This is a genomic window from Streptomyces parvulus (assembly GCF_014648855.1).
In the GTDB taxonomy this organism is placed as follows: Bacteria; Actinomycetota; Actinomycetes; order Streptomycetales; family Streptomycetaceae; genus Streptomyces; species Streptomyces parvulus.
In genome coordinates, this window is sequence record NZ_BMRX01000007.1 from 148,792 (window position 1) to 168,419 (window position 19,628).

Sequence of the window (19,628 nt, forward strand, 5' to 3'; positions counted from 1 at the left end):
CGCCCCCGCAGCACTGCCACCCTCGAGCGCCCACCCGGGAGAGCGCCATGGACCTCGCGTTCCTGCACCCCCTCTACGAGCACCAGGGGCCCTGGGCCTCCGTGTACGTCGACCTGTCCCGGCACACGGAGGACACCCCGCACGAGCGCGAGCTGACGGCCGCCGCGGTGGCCCGGGAACTGGCGGAGCAGGGCGCCGACGACGCCACCTGCCGGGCGGTCCGGGAGGCCGTGGACGCTCTGCGGCACGCTTCCGACCCGCACGGCCGGGCGCTGTTCGCGCGCGCCGGGAAGGTGGTCCTCGATCCCCGGCTGGCCCGGCCCCCGTACGGCGGGACCACCGCGGACTGGGCGCCGCTGCCGCACGTCGCGCCGCTGCTCGACCTGGCCGGCCAGGACCCGGTGTGCGTGGTGGCGTACATCGACCGCAAGGGCGCCGACTTCGAGCTGCGCGGCGCGCTGGGCAGCTCGGACGCGGGCGGGGTGACCGGCAGGCAGTGGCCGCTGCACCGCACGAGCAGCGCCGACTGGTCGGAGCGCCACTTCCAGCTGCGGGTGGAGAACACCTGGGAGCACAACGCGGCGGAGATCGCGGACGCCCTCGCCGTGTCCCAGGAGCAGACCGGTGCCGACCTGCTGATCCTGGTCGGTGACGACCGCGAGCGGCGGTCCGTGCACGAGCGGCTGCCCAAGCGGCTCCAGGACCGGGTGGCCGAGGCCTCGCGCGGCGCCGGCAGCAGGCTGCTGGACGACGAGGTGGAGGGGCTGCGCGAGGACCACGTGCGTTCGCGCGCGCGGGCGGAGCTGGACCGCTTCCTCGCCGCGCGGACGCCGGACGGCGAGGGCCGGGCGGGCGCCGCCGAGGGCGTGCCCGCGCTGGTGGAGGCGGCCCGGGAGCACCGCATCGACGAACTGCTCGTCGTCCCGGACGCCCCCGACACCCACCGGGAGGTGTGGATCGGCGAGGACGCCGACCAGCTCGCCGTGCGCCGTACGGAGCTGAAGACGCTCGGCGAGCAGAACTCCTGGTCGGCCCGTGCGGACGACGCGCTGCTGCGGTCGGCGGTGATGACCGGCGCGCCGGCGGTCTCGGTGACGCCGGCGCTGCCGTCCGAGGCGGCGGACAAGTCCCCGGTGGGCGGTCTGGGGGCGCTGCTGCGCTGGAAGTGACCGCCCCGGCCGGTGCCTACCGGGCCCGCTCGACCCGCCGCTCGTCCCAGACCGGTTCCGGTGTCTCGCGGACGCGTCCGTCGCTGCCGAAGACGAGGTAGCGGTCGAAGGAGCGGGCGAACCAGCGGTCGTGGGTGACGGCGAGGACTGTGCCCTCGAAGCCCTCCAGGCCCTCCTGGAGGGCTTCGGCCGATTCCAGGTCGAGGTTGTCGGTCGGCTCGTCGAGCAGCAGGGCGGTGACGCCCTGGAGTTCGAGGAGCAGGATCTGGAAGCGGGCCTGCTGGCCGCCGGAGAGCCGGTCGAAGGTCTGCTCCGCCTGCTGGGTCAGCTCGTAGCGGCGCAGCCTCGACATGGCGGCGCCCCGGTCCTGGGAGTGCTCGGTCCACAGGATGTCCAGGAGGGTGCGGCCGAGCAGCTCGGGATGGGCGTGGGTCTGCGCGAAGTGTCCGGGCAGCACCCGCGCCCCGAGCTTGAAGTGACCGGTGTGCGCCACCTCCTCGCCGGCCAGCAGGCGCAGGAAGTGCGACTTGCCGGAGCCGTTGGAGCCGAGGACGGCGACCCGCTCCCCGTAGAAGACCTCCAGGTCGAAGGGGTTCATGAGGCCGGTGAGTTCCAGCTGTTCGCAGGTGACGGCGCGGACGCCGGTGCGGCCGCCCTTCAGACGCATCCTGATGTCCTGCTCGCGCGGCGGCTCGGGCGGCGGCCCGGCCTCCTCGAACTTGCGCAGCCTGGTCTGCGCGGCGGCGTAGCGGGAGGCCATGTCGTGGCTGACCGCGGCGGCCTGGCGCAGCGTCAGGACGAGCTTCTTGAGCTGGGCGTGCTTCTCGTCCCAGCGGCGGCGCAGTTCCTCGAAGCGGGCGAAGCGCTCGCGGCGGGCCTCGTGGAAGGTGGCGAAGCCGCCGCCGTGCACCCAGGCGTCGGCGCCCGCGGGGCCGGGCTCCAGGGAGACGATCTTCTGGGCGGCGCGGGCGAGCAGCTCCCGGTCGTGGGAGACGAACAGCACGGTCTTGCGGGTCTCGGCCAGCCGCTCCTCCAGCCAGCGCTTGCCGGGCACGTCGAGGTAGTTGTCCGGCTCGTCGAGCAGCAGCACCTCGTAGGTGCCGCGCAGCAGGGCCTCCAGCACCAGGCGCTTCTGCTCACCGCCGGAGAGGGTGCTCACCCGCCGCCACTGCGCCTTCTCGTAGGGCACGCCCAGGGCGGCGGTGGTGCAGATGTCCCACAGGGTCTCGGCCTCGTACCCCTGGGCCTCGGCCCAGTCGGCCAGCGCCTGCGCGTAGCGCATCTGGGCGGCCTCGTCGTCCACGGTGAGCAGCGCGTGCTCGGCGGTGTCCACGGCGCGCGCGGCCTCGCGGATGCGGGGCGGGGACACGGACACGAGCAGGTCCCGTACGGTCGTCTCGTCCCGGACGGAGCCCACGAACTGCCGCATCACCCCGAGGCCGCCGCCGACGGTGACGGTCCCGCCGTGCGGTTTCAGCTCCCCGGACAGCAGCCGGAGCAGGGTGGTCTTGCCCGCCCCGTTGGGTCCGACGAGGGCCACCACGGCCCCCTCCCCCACCCGGAAGGAGGCGTCGCCGAGCAGCGCCCTCCCGTCGGGGAGGTAGTACTCCAGGTGCGCGGCTTCGAGATGACCCATGGCACCGGATTCTGCGGGGCGGGCCCCGCCCCGGGCAAACCGATTACGGAGGGCCTCTCCCGCGCGGGCCGACGTGGCGAGCGCCACCGGCAGAAAACGCCGCGCACCGGGTAGGCGGGGGGCATGAGCCCCGACGTAGACCTCACCGCCCTGACGCCCGGCCCGCACCCCCTCCGCAACGGTTTCCTGCGGCTGGACCAGCGGGCGTTCGAGGCCGTCGCCGCCCGCACCTGGCCCGGCGCCGACCCGCTGCTGCCCCGGCTGAGCCGTTCCGCCAACCACGGCGTGCTGTGGTTCGGGGTGGCCGCGGCGCTGGCCGCGTCCCGCACCCCGAGGGCCCGGCGGGCCGCCGCGCGGGGCCTGGCCTCGCTGGGCCTCGCCTCGCTGACGATCAACACCCTCGGCAAGCGCTCGGTGCGCCGGGCCCGGCCGCTGCTGGACGCGGTGCCGCGGGTCCGGCAGTTGAAGCGGCAGCCGATCACGACGTCGTTCCCGTCGGGCCACTCCGCGTCGGCGGCCGCGTTCGCGACCGGGGTCGCGCTGGAGTCCCCGGCGTGGGGTGCGGCGGTGGCACCGGTGGCCGCGGCGGTGGCCCTCTCGCGCGTCTACACCGGCGTCCACTTCCCGAGCGACGTGGTGGCGGGCGCCGCGCTCGGGGCGGGCGCCGCGTTCGCCGTACGGGCTCTGGTGCCGACCCGCGCCCAGCACATCCCGCCGGCCCGGCCGCTGGCCGAGGTGCCGGCGCTGCCCGGCGGTGAGGGGCTCGTGATGGTGGCCAACGTCGCCTCGGGCACCTCGGACCGGGTGCGGGCGCTGTGCGACGCGCTGCCCGACGCCGAGGTGGTGGAGTGCGAGCCCGGGGACATACCGGCGGAGCTGGAGAAGGCGGCGGACCACGCCCGGGTGCTCGGCGTGTGCGGCGGCGACGGCACCGTGAACGCCGCGGCCGAGGTCGCCCTGCGGCACGGCCTGCCGCTGGCGGTGCTGCCGGGCGGGACGCTCAACCACTTCGCCTACGACCTGGGCGTGGAGGACGTGCGCGACCTGTGCGGGGCGCTGGAGCGGGGCGAGGGGGTGCGGGTGGACGTGGGCCGGTTCGCCTCCGGCGGGCGCAGCGGCGTCTTCCTCAACACCTTCAGCCTGGGCGTGTACCCGGAGCTGGTGCGCGAGCGGGAGCACTGGTCGTCGAAGATCGGCGGCTGGCCGGCCGGGGTGCTGGCGGCGGTGCGGGTGCTGCGCGCGGACCGGCACCCGCTGGAGGCGGAGGTGCGCGGCCGGCGGCGTCCGCTGTGGCTGCTGTTCGCGGGCAACGGGACGTACCACCGCAGGGGGCTCGCCTCGGGCCGCCGGCTGGACCTGGCGGACGGGCAGCTGGACGTGCGGGTGGTGCACGGCGGGCGCCGGCCCGCGCTGCGGCTGCTGTCGGCGGCGCTCGCGGGTCCGCTGACCCGCTCCCCCGCCCACGCCGCGGTGCAGGTGCCCCGGCTGCGGCTGTCGGGGGTGGCACCGGGCACGCTGATGGCGTTCGACGGTGAGCTGACGGAGACCGAGGGCGACCTGACGCTGGAGAAGCTGCCGGAGGCGCTCACGGTGTACCGGCCGCTTCCGGGCGAGGGCGGGCTGCTCTCCCTGACGGACCGGACCGGCCCCGGAGACGACCCGTCCTGACGGTCCGTCCTGACGACCCGTCCCTACGGTCCGTCCTGATGGTCTGTCAGTCCACGATGCAATACGCGGGTCTCACCATTCGGCGGGCGGGCGTAGCGTGAGCGCACCGCCGGAGAGGGGATCCACCATGCCGAAGCCTCGGGAGACCGCCGTCTACACGCACGGGCACCACGAGTCCGTGCTCCGCTCGCACACCTGGCGCACCGCCGCCAACTCCGCCGCCTATCTGCTGGACTCCCTGCGGCCGCACATGAAGGTCCTGGACGTCGGCTGCGGTCCCGGCACCATCACCGGGGACCTGGCGGAACTGGTGCCGGACGGGCACGTCACCGGCCTGGACCGGGCACCGGAGATCGTCGAACGGGCCCGGGACACGGCGGCGGAGCGCGCACTGGGCAACACCGACTTCGCGGTGGGCGACGTGCACGCGCTGGACTACCCGGACGACACGTTCTGCGTGGTCCACGCCCACCAGGTGCTCCAGCACGTGGGGGATCCGGTGGGGGCGCTGCGCGAGATGCGGCGGGTGGTGCGGCCCGGCGGCATCGTCGCCGTCCGGGACTCGGACTACGGGGCCATGACCTGGTACCCCGCCTCCTCCGGCATGGACGACTGGCTGGACCTGTACCGGCGGGTGGCCCGCGCCAACGGCGGCGAGCCCGACGCCGGGCGCCGGCTGAGGGCGTGGGCCCTGCGGGCCGGCTTCACGGATGTCACGGCGACCTCCGCGACCTGGACCTTCGCCACCGCGGACGAGCGCGCGTGGTGGAGCGGGCTGTGGGCGGACCGGACCCTGGCGTCGGCGTACGCCGACCGCGCGACCGAGGGCGGCCACGCGACCGCCGGGCAGCTGGCGGCCGTCTCGGCGGCCTGGCGCGAGTGGGGGGAACGGCCGGAGGCCTGGTTCGCCGTCCTGCACGGCGAGGTCCTGTGCCGCAAGGAGTGAACGGGCGGGCCGCGGCCCCGGGACGCTCAGTCCCGGGGCAGCAGCGGTCCGAGCGGTCCGAGGTCCAGGTTCAGGTCCTCGGGCCGCAGCCCGTACCGGTCGCGCAGCTCGGTCATCCGGTCGTCGAGGAGCATCAGCGTGAGGCCGATGCGCTCCTCCTGCTCCTCGCTGAGGCCGCCCTCGTCGACCCGGCGCAGCGCCTGGCGTTCCATGAGCTGGCGCAGCAGCTCGACCACCGTGAGGACCAGCTTCATGAGGTCCCGCTCGACCGTGTCGGGGTCGAGGTCGATGCGCCTGCGGGGCTCGGGGTGCTCGTCGCTCACGTCAGTCCCCGAACGGCGAGGGGACGTTGCTGTTGACCGAGCTGATCAGCGCGTTCAGATCGATCCGGACCAGATCCACGTCCGCGATCCGCAGCGTGACGTCGCCCTTGATGACGACGCCGCCCGCCAGCAGCCGGTCGAGCAGATCCACGAGGGCGATCTCCCGGCGTTCCACGACGGTCATGACCCGGCCCCCGCTTCCTCCTCGCCGGCGGCGTCACCCGCGAACGAGTAGGCGGCCCAGGGGCCGGTGAGCTCCACGCGGATGCCGGGGGCGTCGTCCTTCGTCCGGTCGACCCGCTCCACGAACTCCTCGGAGGCGTCGCGCCGCACGAGGTAGGCGGCGTTGAGGACGTTGCGCCCGGCGGCGCCGGACAGCCGGGGGTTCTGCGGCGCGTGCAGCCGCGCGTCGTCGGCCAGCGACGACAGCGTCGAGTGCAGGCCGGTGGCGAACCCCTCGGCGCGGGTCCACAGGTCCTCGCCCGCCCGCGACTGCTCGCGCCGCCGGCGCAGGTAGTCGCGGCCCGTGACGGGCCTCGGAGCGGGCTCCGCCGCGGCGGGCCGCTCCGGCTCCGCCTCGACGAACACCTTCACGCCCCACTCCACGCGCCCCTCCAGCCGGTCGAGGGTGCGCCGGAAGGCGTCCTCGCGACGCTCCATCATCGTCCGCACCCCGCTGTCGTCCCGGAAGACGGTCGCCAGCCGGAGCGGCAGCGGGGTGGTGACGGCGGTGAGCGCGTCGATCACCTGCTGGTGGGCACGGGCCGTGCCGGCCAGCCAGTCCAGGTCCTCCAGGTGCGCGCGCAGGGCCTCCTCGCCGAAGTCGGCCTCGGGCACCCGGCTCACGACCGCGACCAGGTCGCCGTGGGCCAGCAGCCTTGGCGGGTCGCCCGCCACGCCGGTCAGCTGGGCCTGGAGGGCCGCGCCGAAGGGGCGGCAGACGGCGTAGACGTACCGCAGTCCGCTCACGACGCCTCCTTCGGTACGCGGCCCGGGTCCAGCTCACGCAGGCGTTCGCGCAGCTCGGCGTTCTCACGGGTGAGTTCGTCGTGCCGGGCGCGCGAGGAGAGCGCGGGGTCGCTCTCCCACCAGTCGATGCCCATCTCCTTGGCCTTGTCCACCGAGGCGACCACGAGCCGGAGCTTGATGGTCAGCAGCTCGATGTCGAGCAGGTTGATCTTGATGTCGCCCGCGATGACGACGCCCTTGTCGAGCACCCGTTCCAGGATGTCGGCGAGGTTGGCGCTCTGTCCCTGGCCATAGGGATCGGGCAGCCGGCTGGGTGTGGTCATCGACGACTCCCGCTGTCGGCGTCCTCGTGCTCCTCACGGGACGCGTACTCGTCCCCCCCGGCTTCCTTGTCGTCGGAGTCCTCGGGCTCCTCGGCCTCCTCGGCCTCCTCGTCGTACTCGCCCTCCGGCTCCTCCTCGTACTCCTCTTCCTCGTACTCGCCCTCGGGCTCCTCCTCGGATTCCTCGGGCTCCTCCTCGTACTCGGCGTCCGCCTCGCCCTCCTCCTCGGCGTACGGCGCCTCTTCCTCGCCCTCGTACTCCTCCTCGGCCTCGGGCTCCTGACCCTCCTCCTGCTCCTGCTCCTCCTCCGCCACGGCGTCCTCGTGGCTGCGGACGACCTCGCCGTCGCGGATCTCGCCGCGCCAGCCGTCGTCGGCCTCGCCCTTGAGGGTGATGTGCCGGACGTAGTTCTTCAGGTCCAGGCGGGCCCGGCGGCCCTGGGCGCGCCAGATGTTGCCGGTCTTCTCGAAGAGGCCCTTGGGGTAGTACTCGATGACCAGGATCACCCGGGTCAGGTTGTCGGCCAGCTCGTGGAAGGTGACGACACCCTTGGTGGTGCCCTTGGCGCCCTCCGAGGACCAGGAGATCCGGTCGTCCGGCACCTGCTCGGTGGTCTTCGCCTTCCAGCTGCGGTTGGACCAGAAGACCTTCATCTGCCAGTCGGACGACGTGTCGTCGGCGCGGCTCGCGCTCTTGACGCCCTTGGCGAAGGTGCTGAAGTCCTGGTACTGCGTCCACTGGTCGTAGGCGGTGCGCACCGGCACGCCGACGTCGACGTACTCGAGGATGACCGTCGGCTTCTGGCCGCCGCCGCCCTTCTTGCGGCCCTTGCCCCCGGTGAGGTTCTTGAAGGCGCCGACCACGTTGTCCTTGACCTTGCCCGCGCCGACCTCGAACGCGGCCCGCATCGGGCTCTTGCCCTCGGCGAGCTTGCGTCCGCCGTCGAGGGCGAGCTTGGCGAAGCCGGGGCTCTTGCCGTCGGCTATGTCGTTGAGCTTGCCCGTGGTCTCGCCGAGCTTGGTGCCGACGCCGGTCAGCAGCCGGGTGACCTGGGCGGCCAAGTACTCCTGCACCTCGGCCTTCAGGCGGTCGGCGGCCTCGCTCTGCGCGACCTCCGTCAGCGGGTTCTTCTTCGCGGCCTTGCCGGCCGTGGAGGCGGCGGATCCCAGGGTGTCGCTCATCGCTCGCCACCGCCCTTCGTCTGTCGGGCGGCACCGCGGGCGGCGCCCCTGGCACCGGACGCCTTCTTGGCCGCCGCCTTCTTGGCGGGCTGGGCCCGCTTGGCCGCGGTCTTCTTGGCGGGTGCCTTCTTCGCCGACGCCTTCTTCGCGGGCGCCTTCCTGGCCGTCTTGCGCGGGGCCTCGGCCTCGCGGCGGTCGTCGTCGCGCTCGTCGCGGTCGTCGTCGTCACGCTCGGCGCGCTCGTCGTCGTCGCGCTCGTCGTACTCCTCCGAGTCCTCCGAGACCTCGGAGTCGTCCGAGCCGACGCCCGGAACCTGGGACGTCACGCCGGAGAGCTGGTCGCGGACCTCGGCGGTGCGCCCGTGCAGCCGGTTGGCCAGCGCGTCTATCTGACGCTCGACCATGGCGCCCGAGGCCGCCTTGCCGACGCCCCTGAGGTCGGTGCGCAGCTGGTCCCCGATCTCCTTGAACTGGGGGTTGTTCTGCAGCTGCGTACTGACCAGTTCGGCGATCCCCTTGGGGGTCAGGTTCATCTTCTTGCCGGCCACCATGGTGCCCACGGCGACCGCCAGCTTCAGTTTCTTGGTGCGTCCCAGCAGATATCCGGCCCCTACCGCGAGGCCAAGTCCCACTCGATTCATGGTGCCGTCCCGTTGCCCAATCCCGCGCTCGTGCGCGAAGCGATCTCCAGCCGGTCCAGAAGCTCGTCCTCCTGCCGGTCGAACTCCTCCTCCGTGATCTCACCGGCCTCCAGCTGCTCTTCCAGACGGGCTAGTTCGGCCCGGACCGTGGCGGGGTCGTAGTAGATCCGCTCGGCCTCGTTCATCACCTGTCTGATGGCCCAGGCGCTGCCGCGCACCGGGGCGAACGGCAGCAGCAGGACCTCTGAGATCAGTCCCACGTCCTCACTCCGTTCCGACGTCCATCCCGCCGGCCGCGGTGCCCGCGGGCTCGGCCGGGCCGGGCTCCACGAAGCTGTACGGCGGAAGCGGGCCGTTCACCCGCACCTCCAGGTGCGGCATGTCCCCGCGGACGCGTTCCACGGCGGCCAGGAACTCCTCGGCGGACTCCCGCTTCACCAGGAACGACACGTTGGCCAGCCAGCCGGTGGACTCCGGGCCCACGCTGATGGCGTCGGCGCCCGGCTCCAGGGCGCGCTCCAGCACGGTGGCGTCCTCGGCCTCCTTGTCCTTGACGGCGGCCGCGACCATCTCACCGAGCCGGATCTTGTCCTCGTAACTGCCGCCCCCCGCCTGCCGGTTGGCGTCCGCGAGAGCCCTGACCTCGGGGTTCTGGGCCATCACGTGGTGCAGCACGGCCTCCTCGACGTGGGTGGCCTTGATGTTGTACTCCACCCGGCCGTCCAGGGCCCGCAGACGCTCCTCGTAGTGGTCGGCGCGCTCGGCGAGCACCCCGGTCACCGCGCTGTCGTCCGGGGCGACGCTGCCGAAGCGCATGGGCAGCACACAGCCGCCGGCGCCGACCTCGCTCAGCACGTTCTGGTGGGCGAGCAGTTCGCGGCGCTTGGGCCGCAGACCCTCGGGGGCGTCGCTGACGACGGCCGCCAGCCCGCCCTCCTTCAGGATCCGTATCCCGCGCGGCGGGTCACCGACGCCACCGGTGCCCTCGGGGAGCGCGGGGTGCGTGCCGGCGGTGATGCCGTAGACGTACGTACTCACTCCTGCTCCTCCTTACGGCGCGAGGCGGCGGTCTTGCGGGCGCGCGGCCGCGAGGTGGTCTGCCGCTCGGAGTCGCCTTCCTCGCGGGCCTGCTTGAACGCGTCGGAGATGGTCTCCGCGGCACCGGACAGCGCCCCCTTGGACTTGCCCTTGGCGCCGGACTCGGTCATCTTGCCGACCAGGTCGGGCAGGCCCGGGTCCTTGCGCGGCCCGGACTCCAGGTCGAGGCGGTTGCACGCCTCGGCGAAGCGCAGGTACGTGTCGACGCTGGCGACCACGACGCGTACGTCGATCTTCAGGATCTCGATGCCGACCAGGGAGACCCGCACGAAGGCGTCGATGACGAGCCCCCTGTCCAGCACGAGCTCGAGCACGTCGTAGAGGCCGCTGCTGCCTCCGCCGCCGCCGGACTGTTGAGCCGGTACCACACTCATGCTTGCTGTTCCTCCGTCTTGGTTGCGGATGGGTTGGTTCGGCCGCTCCGGCCGGTCGTCCCGCTAGCGGGAACCCCGGACGTCGGCCCGGCCGCGCTCGTAGCGCTTCACTCGCCGGTAACCCGTGAGCTGCCCCTCGGAATCGAGTTCCACCACGTAGCTCCCCATCAGGCTCATCGTGTCGGGGACCCGCTCGAGTTCGAGGACCTCGACCTCCAGCGACCAGCCGTCCTCCGTCTGCTCGAAGGACGACACGGACTCCGCGGTCATACCGGTGAGTTCCGCCAGCTGAGCCCTCGCCTCGCGCAGTACCTCCATCGGCCGGGGCTTGCGTGACGCCTGCGACTTCTGAGAGTCCTGCGAGTTCTGCGAGTTCTGCGAGTTATGGGGCTTTTGTGATTTTCGTGAACTCTGTTGCGAGTCTTGTGATTCGGATGTGTTGTTCGTGTTCGACATGGCCACCTCCCCCTCCGTGTGGCCGCAAGGTTGTTCGGCAAACCTCCGCGGGCACGTGCATGTGCCACACGCGGTCGTGACCTCGCGTGTCTGCCCCGTCGCGGTTCAGCCGCGCAGGGCGTTCAGCCGCCGCCGGGCGGGGCCCAGGGCCCGGGCGCGGCTCATGACGTCGGCCCAGGGCCGGGTGCGGGCCTGCTCCACCGCGGTGGCGATCGTCCAGCGGCGGGCATGGAGGGCCGGGTCGTCCAGTGCGTCCCAGGAGACGGGCGTGGCCACGGGTGCGCCGGGCAGGGCGCGGACGGTGAAGGGGGCCACGGCGGTCTGCGCGTAGGCGTTGCGCTGGATGTCGAGGTAGAGCCGGTCCCCGCGGTCCTTCTTGCGGGCGGCGGTGGTGAGCCGGTCCGGATGGGCGGCGGCGAGGACGTCGGCCGCGTCCCGGGCGAACTCGCGTACCTCGTCGAAGTCCTGACGTGCCGTCAGGGGTACGACGACGTGCAGTCCCCGCGATCCGGTGGTCATCAGCGCCGAGGGCAGCCGCAGCTCGTCGAGCAGCTCGCCCACCAGGCGGGCGGCCTCCCGGACCGCCTCGAAGTCGTCACCGGACGGGTCCAGGTCGAAGACCATCCGGTCCGGCAGGTCGACCGCCCCGGCCCGGGACAGCCAGGGGTGCAGGGTCAGGGCGGCCTGGTCGGCGAGGTACACGAGGGTGGCCGAGTCGTCGCACACCGTGTGGCGGACGGTGCCGCCCTCCTTGCCGACCTCGACCCGGCGGATCCACTCGGGGTAGTGCTCCGGGGTGTTCTTCTGCATGAACCGCGGACCGCCGACGCCGTCGGGGTGCCGCTCCAGCATCAGCGGGCGGCCCCGCAGGTGCGGCAGCACGAAGGGCGCGACGGCGCGGTGGTAGTCAACGAGGTCGCCCTTGGTGTACTCGGGCGTCCCGTCCGTCGCCGGGAAGAGCACCTTGCCCGGCCGGTGGACCTCCAGGGTGCGGCGCCCGGCCCGCACGCTCCGGGCGCCGTCGCCTCCGCTCACGGCACGATCGCCTGCTCCACCAGCATCCGTCCGGCCGCGGCGACGGACTCGGCGTCGATCCCGGCCGCCCGCAGCTCCTCGGCGGGCGAGGCCGAGCCGGGCATCGTCTCCACGGCGAGCCTGACCAGCCGGGGGACGGGCCGGCCGTCGCAGAACGCGTCGAGGACCGCGTCGCCGATGCCGCCCTCCCTGCGGTGGTCCTCGACGGTGACCAGGCAGCCGGTCTCCTCCGCCGCCCGGCGCAGGGTGGCCCGGTCGACGGGCTTGACCGAGTACAGGTCGATCACCCGGACCGGGATGCCGTCCGCGGCCAGGGCGTCGGCCGCGGCCAGCGCCTCGTGCAGGGTGACGCCGGCCGCCACCAGGGTGAGGCGGTCGCCGTCGGAGGAGCGCAGCACCTTGCTGCCGCCGATCGGGAACTCCTCGTCGGGCCCGTAGACGACCTTGCTCTCACCGCGCGAGGTGCGCAGGTAGCGGATGCCCTCGGCGTCGGCCATCTCGACGACCAGGCGCGCGGTCTGGTTGGCGTCGCACGGGTAGAGCACGGTCGAGCCGTGGATGGCCCGCATCATCGCCAGGTCCTCCAGGCCCATCTGGCTGGGCCCGTCCTGGCCGATGGCGACGCCCGCGTGGGAGCCGACGAGGTTGATGCCGGAGCCGCTGACGGCGGCCATCCGCACGAAGTCGTACGCCCGGGTCAGGAAGGCGGCGAAGGTGGTGGCGAACGGCACCCGGCCGCGCGCCGCCATCCCCACGGCCGTGGCGACCATCTGCTGCTCGGCGATGTAGCACTCGAAGTAGCGCTCGGGGTGCTCCTTGGCGAAGAACTCGGCGCGCGTGGAGTCGCCGACCTCGCCGTCCAGGGCGACGACGTCGCCGCGGGCGGTGCCGAGCGCGGCCAGGGCCTCGCCGAAGGCATTGCGGGTGGCGATCTCGTCGCCGATCTCCCAGCGGGGCAGTTCGGTCTCGCCGGTGCCGGCCGAGTGCAGCGCGCGGGCGTCCTCGGGCTCGTGCACGAAGACGCGCAGGTCGCGCGGGCCGCCCAGTTCGGCGATGGCCTCGTCCGCCTCCGGCAGCGGCTTGCCGTGGTGGCCCTCCAGGTCCTCCACGGCCTTGACGCCCTTGCCCTTGAGGGTGCGGGCGATGACGGCGGTGGGCTGGCCCTGGGTGGACAGGGCCTCGCCGTAGGCCCGGTCGATCGCGTCCACGTCGTGGCCGTCCACCTCGATCGTGTGCCAGTCGAAGGCCCGGAAGCGGCGCGCGTACGCGTCGAGGTCGTGGCCGTGCCGGGTGGGTCCGCGCTGGCCGAGCCGGTTGACGTCGACGATCACGGTGAGGTTGTCGAGGCGTTCGTACCCGGCGTGCTCGGCGGCCTCCCACACCGATCCCTCGGCCATCTCGCTGTCGCCGCACAGCACCCACACGCGGTGGTCGCTGTGGTCCAGGCGCTTGCCCGCCAGGGCGATGCCGACGCCGACGGGCAGGCCCTGGCCGAGCGAGCCGGTGGCCGTCTCGACCCACGGCAGCCGCTGCGGCGTGGGGTGGCCCTCCAGGCGGCTGCCCTCCTTGCGGAAGGTGAGCAGTTCCTCGTCGTCGATGGCGCCCGCCGCCTTGAAGGCGGAGTAGAGCAGGGGCGAGGCGTGTCCCTTGGACAGCACGAAACGGTCGTTGCCGGGGTGGGCGGGGCGGGCGAAGTCGTAGCGGAGGTGGTTGGCCAGCAGTACGGCCACCAGGTCGGCGGCGGACATCGAGGACGTCGGGTGCCCGGAGCCCGCGGCGGCCGACGCGCGCACGCTGTCGACGCGCAGTTGCTGTCCGAGGTCGACGAGTTCACCGGTGTTCATGAGTCTCCTTCTGCGGTACGGCCGTCGGTGCGCTTGACCGGGCCGGGGGCGATGTCGGGGCCGGGTGCCGGCTGGTTCTCCGGGGGTTCGGGGCCGGGATCGGCACCCGGCCCCGCGGACCGGCTCGCGCCGGCGGCCCGGGTGGGCTTGCGAGCCTTGCCCGACCGGTCGCTCTTGCCGGGCGGTCGCGGCTTGCCGGTGGCGCGTGGGGCGTGGGACTGGTTCCTGGCGGGTTCACCACCGGGCTGGTTCTTCGCGGGCTCGCCGCCGGGCTGCTGCTTCGCGGACTCGCCACCCGGCTGATTCTTCGCGGGCTCACCGCCCGGCTGATTCCTGGCGGGCTCGCCGCCGGACTGATTCTTGGCGGACTCTCCGCCGGACTGCTGCTTCGCGGACTCGCCGCCGGGCTGATTCTTGGCGGCCTCACCGCCCGGCTGCTGCTTCGCGGGCTCGCCGCCCGGCGGATCGGGCCGCTGCTCGGGGGTGTCCCCGCCCGGCGCCCCCGCGGGGCCTCCGGCAGGTACCGCGTCCCCGTCGCGCTGTTCCGGCCTGCCCGGGACGCGGGCCACCTCCGGTGACGCCGACTCCAGCGGCACCGACCAGGAGCGGACGAGGCCCAGCTGGACCGCCTGCCGGGGCAGCACCGCGTCCAGCACCCAGTCCGCGGCGACCCGGACGCGGTTGCCCGGCATCGCCGCCAGGTGGTAACCGCGGGTGACCGCGCCCGCCGCGGGACCGGACATCGGCAGTCCGAGCGGGTTGGCCGCGGCCTTGGCCCCGCCGAGGTCCACGACGAAGCCCAGGTCACGGTGGCGGTAGGGCCGCCGCTCCCCGATACCGAGCGACGCGGCGACGTTCTGCGCGCAGACCTTGCCGTGCCGCCAGGCGTGCTGCGCGGTCATCGGCGTGAACTCGCCCGGCCGGGTCAGATCGGGCACCGCGGCCACGTCACCGCAGGCGAACAGCTCCGGGCGGCCCGGCACCTGGAGGTGCGGGTCGACCAGGAGCCGGCCGCTCTCCATGGGCAGCCCGAGGGACTCGACCAGCGGGTCGGGCCGCACGCCCACGCACCACACCAGCGTGCGCGTGCCGACGGTCGTGCCGTCGGTCAGCACCACGCCGTCGTGCGTGGCCTCCTTGACCGAGGTCCCCATCCGCACGTCGACGCCTCGCTGCCGCAGTACGCGGTCGGCGGTGACGGAGAGCCGTTCGTCCATCTCGGGCAGCACCCGGGGCGCCACGTCGAGGAGCATCCAGCGGGGCCGCATCCCGGTGCGCATCGGGTGCCTGCGGACCTGGGCGTCGGTGTACATCGCGCCGTGCGCGGCGACCTCGGTGCCGGTGTACCCCGCGCCGACCACGACGAAGGTGCAGCGCGCGGCGCACTCCTCGCGGTCCCGGGCCGCGGCGGCCAGCTCCACCTGGCGCGTCACGTGGTCGCGCAGGTAGAGGGCCTCGGGCAGCCCCCGGAAGCCGTGGGCGTGCTCGGCGACACCGGGGATGGGCAGCAGCTTGTTGACGCTGCCCGCGGCGAGCACCAGCCGGTCGAAGGGCAGCGTGCCCTCGCCGCCCTCCGGACCCGTGTAACGCAGCGTGTGCGCGTCCAGGTCGATGCCGTCGGCCTCGCCCAGTACGAGCCGTACGCGCGGCAGCGAGCCGGAGAGGGACACGGTGACCCGGCGCGGCTCCAGGATCCCGGCGGCCACCTGCGGCAGCAGGGGGAGGTAGAGGAAGTAGTCGGTCGGGTTGAGCAGGGTGATGTCGGCCTGGTGCCGGGTGAGCCGGGACAGGGTGCGGGCCGTCCGGTACCCGGCGAAGCCGGCACCGACGATCACGATGCGGGGTCGGCTCACGGTTCGCCTCCGGGCTGTCGCGTACCTCGTGAGCCTTCCGCGTCCCCTTGGCCGGGGCACCCAAACGTCCGCGGGGAACGCGCCCGCCCGCACGGACGGCCGTCCGTGCGGGCGGGGTGTCCGTGCGGGCCGGGGTCAGCCGCGCTCGCGCGGGGCCTCGGGGCCGGTGCCGTCCCGGCGCGGCGCGGCCGCTCCGGCACCGCCCGGCGCCGGAGCGGCCGTGCCCGCGCCCGGGGCGCCGGCCGCGTCGCCCACGCCGGGGGCGACCGGCGGCATCGGCGGCACGCTGGGCGCGCCCGCGGGCATGGCGGGCGCGTCACCGCCGACGCCGGGGCCGGCGCCCGGGCCCGACGCGTGCGGCCGGGCGGCGGCGCGCAGCAGGTAGGCGGCGACGCCCAGCAGCGCGGCCGTGATCAGCGCGGCGGCCCAGTCGGGCAGTCCCACGGCGAGCGCCAGGCCCACGGCGAGCGCGACGGCCGCGCCCGCGTACAGGGCGGCGGCACCGGACGCGGCGTACAGCGTGGCCTTGCGGCGCTGCTTGCGGGTCTGTTCGCGCAGCTCGTCGCGCACGGTCTCGCGTGCCACCTGTGCCAGTTCGTCGACCAGATGCTTGTCCAGGTGTTCCAAGTGATCCATGCGGTCCATGCACTGCGGGTACCCGGCCCGGGAACTTCCATGGCCGGGGGCCGAGTCGGGCCGGGCCGCCGCCAACTAGGCTCGTCCCCATGGACATTCTGGGTGCCACACTGCGCGTCTACGTCGACGACCTGGAGAAGGCGATCCCCTTCTACGAGGGGCTGGCCGGCGGCCGGGCCATGCGCTCCGAACGCGGCGGGGTCGAAGTGGCCGCCGTCGGCTGCTTCCTGCTGATGAGCGGGCCCGAGTCCCAGCTCGAGGTGTTGCGCAAGGTGGCGGCGACGATCGCGGTGACGGACGTCGAGGAGACCCTGCGGACCATCACCTCGCTGGGCGGCGACGTCATCGCGGGCCCGGTCCCGACGCCCGCCGGCCGCAACCTGATCGCCCGGCACCCGGACGGGGCGATCTACGAGTACGTGGACCGGCGGGCGTAACCGCCCGGGCCAGACGGGCTCAGTTCCCGTCCGGCCGCATCCGGAAGTCGTACCGGGCCGGGGGCGGTTCGTCGCCGAGCCGGGCCCACAGCGCTCCGATGCTCTCGTCGCCCTCCCGCAGGTCGGCGACCTCGAAGCCGGCGTCGAAGAGGGCGCGCGCCTCCTCGGTGCGGCCCTCGGCGGCCAGCAACTCCCCCTCGGTCAGCTTGAACCGGCCGCGGTCGCGCGTCTCGGGGTCCAGCCGCTCCCACACGGCCCGGGCGTCGGCGGTGCGTCCGGCCGCGAGCAGCGCGCCGATCGCCTCCCGGCCGAGGGCGGCGGCGACGGCCGTCCACCGTTCGTCCCCGTCCGCCGCGCCGGGCCGGTGCCCGCACAGGTCGTCGAAGGCCTCCGCGTACTGCTCGGCGGCCCGCTCCGAGTGGCCGTCGTGCTGGTCGGCGGCGGCGAGGCAGCGCAGCAGCGGCCAGCGTTCGGCGGCGCACCCCAGGCCGCGCTCCCAGCTGCGTACGGCCTGGGCGCGGTCGCCGGCGTGCCACTGGGCGATCCCGAGGTGGTACTCGGCGAGCGGCGTGGCGGCGGTGGTCTCCAGCATGTCCCGCCAGGGCCGAGCGACCAGGGTGGGCCCGGGCGGCTCGTGGGGCCCGCCCGCGGGGAGGGTTCCGGTGCGCAGCAGGTGCAGCCAGGGTTCCTGCTCCGCGCCGAGCGTGCTCTCGTCGAAGGGGGTGCCCGGCAGCTTCAGGTCCGCGCGCAGCACTTCGAGCGCGCCCCAGCCGGAGCCTTCCGCCAGGCGCTCGCCGGGCTCGGTGTCGGCGTGCGCCCGCCACGCCTCGTACGCCGTGTCCACGTCGGCGCGCGGCAGGGCCGCCTCCAGCCGCTCCTCGGCCCCGCGCAGCACGGTGTGCCAGTCGCCGTCGGGCCGGGCCTCCAGCGGGCCGTACGCCTCCAGCCAGGACACCTCGCTCTCCGGGTCCAGTCCGACGTGCTCCAGCTGGGTGCGGGCGAGGCCCGCCTGGATCTCGCAGTAGCCGCCGGTGCCGGGCTCGGTGAGCCACTCCTGCCAGCGCCGCCCGCCGGGGCCGGTGCCCCACACGAACAGCTTGCGGCCGCGCAGTACGTCGGTCGAGGTCTGCGCGAGCCCGTGGCCGTGCTCGTCGAGCGCGGCGATCCAGCGGCGCCGGCCGTCGGGCACGTCGTAGAAGTAGTCGGCGGCGTAGGTGCTGTTGAGCGGGTAGGTCCGGTCGACGCCGTCGTACTCCGGGACCGGTACGCGGCGCAGCCGGCGCTCGTAGCCGAAGTGGTAGGCCTCGTCGGCGGGGGCGAGGACCCGGCGTTCCTCGGGCACGGCGATGTTGGACCACCAGTAGGTGGGCGCCGGGCGTTCGTGCGGGTTGCGGACGCGGACGCCGACGTACAGGAAGTCGGAGCCCTCCGGCAGCCACAGGTCGACCTGGAAGGGCAGGTCGCGCAGCCGCTCCCACTCCCACAGGCGCAGCATCTCGCCGCCGTCCGGGGCGGGCACGCGGGCCGCGTGCACGGGCGAGCAGGAGAGGGTGGTGTGTCCGGTGGCGCCGATGTTCCACTCGATGCCGCCGGAGAACCAGGCGCCGTTGAGGGCGAAGTTGGCGGGCTGGAGGACGGGGTTGACGTAGAGGAGTTCGCGGTCGGAGGGCTTGTGGCGCAGGGAGGCGATCCGGCCGCCGAGCGCGGGCAGGACGGTGGCCCGCAGCCGGTCGTTCTCGATGACCAGCGCGTCCAGTTCCCGTGCCCGGCGGGTGCGGTCGTAGCCGTCCCGGACCATGACGGGCAGCAGGCTGCGCAGCGGCTCGTGGTCGACCTGGCGGGCCATGTCGCGGGGCAGGCCCGCCCGGTCGCGGTCGTCGATGCGGTGCGCCTCGTCCAGCGGGCGCAGCGGCGGCAGCGGGTTGTCCGGGCCCGGCGAGGCGGCGGGCAGGGTGAGTACCTCACGTCGGATCGTCGTCACGGCCCCATGGAAGCCGCTCCCCGACCGCGTGAACAGGGGCGGAACCGGTCGCCGTGACGCGACGTGGCTCACGTTTAATTCGCTGGGGCGCGGTGCGGGCCCGGGCTTAGGGTCGGGCGGTCGGCGTACGTACGAAGGAGCGGCACGTGAGTGAGCGGCACACCTACCGGGTGATCGTCCGGGGCACCTGGCAGGACCTGACCGAGGAGGGCCGCGCCCGCCTGCTCGCCGAGGCCGGTGAGCACGGGATGACCAGCATGCGGTTCACCGAGGAGGGGTCGCTGTCGTACGAGGCGTCGCCGCTGAAGCACTTCTCGATGCGGTACGTGGTGGTCTCGGACGCGGCGGACGGCGAGGAGATGGCGGCGGCGATCGCCGAGGACCGGGCGGAGGCCACGCTGCGCGGGCTCGGTCACGGCTTCGGTGAGCTGCGGTCCACGGTGACGGACCTGGACACCATGAAGGTCAACCGGAAGTCGCGGTCTCGGCGGTGATCGCCCAGCGCTGATGGTCGCGCCAGGCCCCGTCGACGTGCAGCATCCGCGGTGAGAAGCCCTCCAGGTGGAAACCCGCGGCGCGGGCCAGCGCGATCGAGGCGGCGTTGCCCGGCTGCACGTTGATCTCCAGGCGGTGCAGCCGCATCGGCCCGAAAGCGTGCCGCACGACGAGTCCCAGCCCCTCGCGCATCAGGCCCCGGCCGGCCGCGTGGGCGAAGGCGCCGTAGCCGAGGGCGCCGCTGAGGAAGCCGCCGTGGACGATGTTGTTGATGTTGACGAACCCGGCGATGGCCCCGCCCTCGCCGTCCCGGTCCCCGGTGCCCTTCTCGCACACCAGGAACCCCGCCTTGGTCGGGTCCTCGATCAGCCGGGACGCGTAGGCGTCGTACGCCTGGGGGCTGTCCGGCGGGAAGAGCCAGGGGTGGTGCAGGTCCTTGCTCTCCCGGGCGCGGGCGGTGAACTCGGCGGCGTCCGCGTAGGTGAAGGGGCGTATGCCCACGCGTGGGCCCTCGGCGAGGTGGCGGGACGGGGTGTGCGGCATGGGGCCAGCCTAAGGCGCCG

Annotated in this window: 22 protein-coding genes; 5 read left to right on the forward strand and 17 right to left on the reverse strand. The window is 73.9% G+C overall.

What is annotated here, in order from left to right; genetic code table 11:
* The first annotated feature begins 47 nt into the window (after positions 1-47).
* On the forward strand, positions 48-1,169 hold the full coding sequence (locus IE108_RS14875; protein ID WP_064730645.1) for a baeRF2 domain-containing protein: 1,122 nt from the start codon (positions 48-50) through the stop codon (positions 1,167-1,169).
* Between the two features lie 16 nt (positions 1,170-1,185).
* Here IE108_RS14875 and IE108_RS14880 read toward each other — a convergent pair whose 3' ends face one another.
* Positions 1,186-2,805: an ABC-F family ATP-binding cassette domain-containing protein gene (locus tag IE108_RS14880; protein WP_064730644.1), complete on the reverse strand. Its 1,620-nt coding sequence runs from the start codon at positions 2,803-2,805 to the stop codon at positions 1,186-1,188.
* A 123-nt stretch (positions 2,806-2,928) separates the two neighbouring features.
* On the opposite strand from IE108_RS14880, the gene IE108_RS14885 reads away from it, so the two are divergent.
* Together IE108_RS14885 and IE108_RS14890 are read left to right on the forward strand one after the other, a co-directional pair.
* On the forward strand, positions 2,929-4,473 hold the full coding sequence (locus tag IE108_RS14885) for a bifunctional phosphatase PAP2/diacylglycerol kinase family protein (protein ID WP_064730643.1): 1,545 nt from the start codon (positions 2,929-2,931) through the stop codon (positions 4,471-4,473).
* 127 nt (positions 4,474-4,600) lie between these two features.
* Positions 4,601-5,419, forward strand: coding sequence for a class I SAM-dependent methyltransferase (locus tag IE108_RS14890; protein WP_064730642.1), 819 nt, complete (start codon positions 4,601-4,603; stop codon positions 5,417-5,419).
* Positions 5,420-5,445: 26 nt separating this feature from the next.
* Here IE108_RS14890 and IE108_RS14895 read toward each other — a convergent pair whose 3' ends face one another.
* The 14 genes from IE108_RS14895 to IE108_RS14960 form a co-directional block, all read right to left on the reverse strand.
* On the reverse strand, positions 5,446-5,742 hold the full coding sequence (locus IE108_RS14895; protein ID WP_079163724.1) for a gas vesicle protein K: 297 nt from the start codon (positions 5,740-5,742) through the stop codon (positions 5,446-5,448).
* A 1-nt stretch (position 5,743) separates the two neighbouring features.
* Entirely contained in the window at positions 5,744-5,926 is a 183-nt protein-coding gene (locus IE108_RS14900; RefSeq protein WP_064730641.1) for a gas vesicle protein, read from the reverse strand.
* On the reverse strand, positions 5,923-6,711 hold the full coding sequence (locus IE108_RS14905; RefSeq protein WP_064730640.1) for a GvpL/GvpF family gas vesicle protein: 789 nt from the start codon (positions 6,709-6,711) through the stop codon (positions 5,923-5,925). The genes IE108_RS14900 and IE108_RS14905 overlap by 4 nt, the downstream gene beginning before the upstream one ends.
* The gene (locus IE108_RS14910) at positions 6,708-7,034 is read right to left on the reverse strand and encodes a gas vesicle protein (RefSeq protein WP_064730639.1); all 327 of its coding nucleotides are present in this window, start codon (positions 7,032-7,034) and stop codon (positions 6,708-6,710) included. The genes IE108_RS14905 and IE108_RS14910 overlap by 4 nt, the downstream gene beginning before the upstream one ends.
* A complete protein-coding gene (locus tag IE108_RS14915) occupies positions 7,031-8,215 on the reverse strand; it encodes an SRPBCC family protein (RefSeq protein ID WP_064730638.1) in 1,185 nt (394 codons plus the stop codon). Before IE108_RS14915 ends, IE108_RS14910 begins: the two co-directional genes overlap by 4 nt.
* Positions 8,212-8,856, reverse strand: coding sequence for a hypothetical protein (locus IE108_RS14920; protein WP_064730637.1), 645 nt, complete (start codon positions 8,854-8,856; stop codon positions 8,212-8,214). The genes IE108_RS14915 and IE108_RS14920 overlap by 4 nt, the downstream gene beginning before the upstream one ends.
* A complete protein-coding gene (locus IE108_RS14925; protein WP_064730636.1) occupies positions 8,853-9,116 on the reverse strand; it encodes a gas vesicle protein GvpG in 264 nt (87 codons plus the stop codon). The genes IE108_RS14920 and IE108_RS14925 overlap by 4 nt, the downstream gene beginning before the upstream one ends.
* Positions 9,117-9,120: 4 nt before the next feature.
* A complete protein-coding gene (locus IE108_RS14930) occupies positions 9,121-9,894 on the reverse strand; it encodes a GvpL/GvpF family gas vesicle protein (protein ID WP_064730635.1) in 774 nt (257 codons plus the stop codon).
* Complete coding sequence (locus tag IE108_RS14935) at positions 9,891-10,328, reverse strand: gas vesicle structural protein GvpA (protein ID WP_064730634.1); 438 nt, start codon at positions 10,326-10,328, stop codon at positions 9,891-9,893. Before IE108_RS14935 ends, IE108_RS14930 begins: the two co-directional genes overlap by 4 nt.
* 63 nt (positions 10,329-10,391) lie before the next feature.
* Positions 10,392-10,784: a gas vesicle protein GvpO gene (locus tag IE108_RS14940; protein ID WP_079163863.1), complete on the reverse strand. Its 393-nt coding sequence runs from the start codon at positions 10,782-10,784 to the stop codon at positions 10,392-10,394.
* Positions 10,785-10,889: 105 nt separating this feature from the next.
* Positions 10,890-11,819 (reverse strand): non-homologous end-joining DNA ligase, encoded by a 930-nt coding sequence (ligD, locus tag IE108_RS14945; RefSeq protein WP_064730632.1) that lies wholly within the window; start codon positions 11,817-11,819, stop codon positions 10,890-10,892.
* Positions 11,816-13,663, reverse strand: a complete 1,848-nt coding sequence (locus tag IE108_RS14950; protein ID WP_064730631.1) for a transketolase — start codon at positions 13,661-13,663, stop codon at positions 11,816-11,818. The genes ligD and IE108_RS14950 overlap by 4 nt, the downstream gene beginning before the upstream one ends.
* Positions 13,660-15,516 carry an NAD(P)/FAD-dependent oxidoreductase gene (locus IE108_RS14955; RefSeq protein WP_064730630.1) on the reverse strand — a complete coding sequence of 619 codons (1,857 nt, stop codon included), beginning with the start codon at positions 15,514-15,516 and terminating at the stop codon, positions 13,660-13,662. The genes IE108_RS14950 and IE108_RS14955 overlap by 4 nt, the downstream gene beginning before the upstream one ends.
* A gap of 135 nt (positions 15,517-15,651) precedes the next feature.
* Positions 15,652-16,161, reverse strand: coding sequence for a phage holin family protein (locus IE108_RS14960; protein ID WP_064730629.1), 510 nt, complete (start codon positions 16,159-16,161; stop codon positions 15,652-15,654).
* 80 nt (positions 16,162-16,241) lie between these two features.
* On the opposite strand from IE108_RS14960, the gene IE108_RS14965 reads away from it, so the two are divergent.
* Positions 16,242-16,589, forward strand: a complete 348-nt coding sequence (locus IE108_RS14965) for a VOC family protein (protein WP_064730628.1) — start codon at positions 16,242-16,244, stop codon at positions 16,587-16,589.
* 19 nt (positions 16,590-16,608) lie between these two features.
* Here the strand turns inward: IE108_RS14965 and IE108_RS14970 are convergent, their stop codons facing one another.
* Complete coding sequence (locus IE108_RS14970) at positions 16,609-18,570, reverse strand: DUF5107 domain-containing protein (protein WP_064730627.1); 1,962 nt, start codon at positions 18,568-18,570, stop codon at positions 16,609-16,611.
* A 146-nt stretch (positions 18,571-18,716) separates the two neighbouring features.
* On the opposite strand from IE108_RS14970, the gene IE108_RS14975 reads away from it, so the two are divergent.
* Positions 18,717-19,064 carry a DUF6204 family protein gene (locus tag IE108_RS14975; protein WP_064730626.1) on the forward strand — a complete coding sequence of 116 codons (348 nt, stop codon included), beginning with the start codon at positions 18,717-18,719 and terminating at the stop codon, positions 19,062-19,064.
* On the opposite strand, the gene IE108_RS14980 is transcribed toward IE108_RS14975, so the two are convergent.
* Positions 19,036-19,608, reverse strand: a complete 573-nt coding sequence (locus IE108_RS14980; RefSeq protein ID WP_064730625.1) for a GNAT family N-acetyltransferase — start codon at positions 19,606-19,608, stop codon at positions 19,036-19,038. The genes IE108_RS14975 and IE108_RS14980 overlap by 29 nt on opposite strands.
* Positions 19,609-19,628 lie beyond the last annotated feature (20 nt).

Bases quoted from the DNA above. Each gene is read 5' to 3' on its own strand.
- IE108_RS14875 (WP_064730645.1), top strand. From the start codon at position 48: ATGGACCTCGCGTTCCTGCACCCCCTCTACGAGCACCAGGGGCCCTGG.
- IE108_RS14880 (WP_064730644.1), bottom strand. From the start codon at position 2,805: ATGGGTCATCTCGAAGCCGCGCACCTGGAGTACTACCTCCCCGACGGG.
- IE108_RS14885 (WP_064730643.1), top strand. From the start codon at position 2,929: ATGAGCCCCGACGTAGACCTCACCGCCCTGACGCCCGGCCCGCACCCC.
- IE108_RS14890 (WP_064730642.1), top strand. From the start codon at position 4,601: ATGCCGAAGCCTCGGGAGACCGCCGTCTACACGCACGGGCACCACGAG.
- IE108_RS14900 (WP_064730641.1), bottom strand. From the start codon at position 5,926: ATGACCGTCGTGGAACGCCGGGAGATCGCCCTCGTGGATCTGCTCGAC.
- IE108_RS14910 (WP_064730639.1), bottom strand. From the start codon at position 7,034: ATGACCACACCCAGCCGGCTGCCCGATCCCTATGGCCAGGGACAGAGC.
- IE108_RS14915 (WP_064730638.1), bottom strand. From the start codon at position 8,215: ATGAGCGACACCCTGGGATCCGCCGCCTCCACGGCCGGCAAGGCCGCG.
- IE108_RS14920 (WP_064730637.1), bottom strand. From the start codon at position 8,856: ATGAATCGAGTGGGACTTGGCCTCGCGGTAGGGGCCGGATATCTGCTG.
- IE108_RS14935 (WP_064730634.1), bottom strand. From the start codon at position 10,328: ATGAGTGTGGTACCGGCTCAACAGTCCGGCGGCGGCGGAGGCAGCAGC.
- IE108_RS14940 (WP_079163863.1), bottom strand. From the start codon at position 10,784: ATGTCGAACACGAACAACACATCCGAATCACAAGACTCGCAACAGAGT.
- IE108_RS14950 (WP_064730631.1), bottom strand. From the start codon at position 13,663: ATGAACACCGGTGAACTCGTCGACCTCGGACAGCAACTGCGCGTCGAC.
- IE108_RS14960 (WP_064730629.1), bottom strand. From the start codon at position 16,161: ATGGACCGCATGGATCACTTGGAACACCTGGACAAGCATCTGGTCGAC.
- IE108_RS14965 (WP_064730628.1), top strand. From the start codon at position 16,242: ATGGACATTCTGGGTGCCACACTGCGCGTCTACGTCGACGACCTGGAG.
- IE108_RS14980 (WP_064730625.1), bottom strand. From the start codon at position 19,608: ATGCCGCACACCCCGTCCCGCCACCTCGCCGAGGGCCCACGCGTGGGC.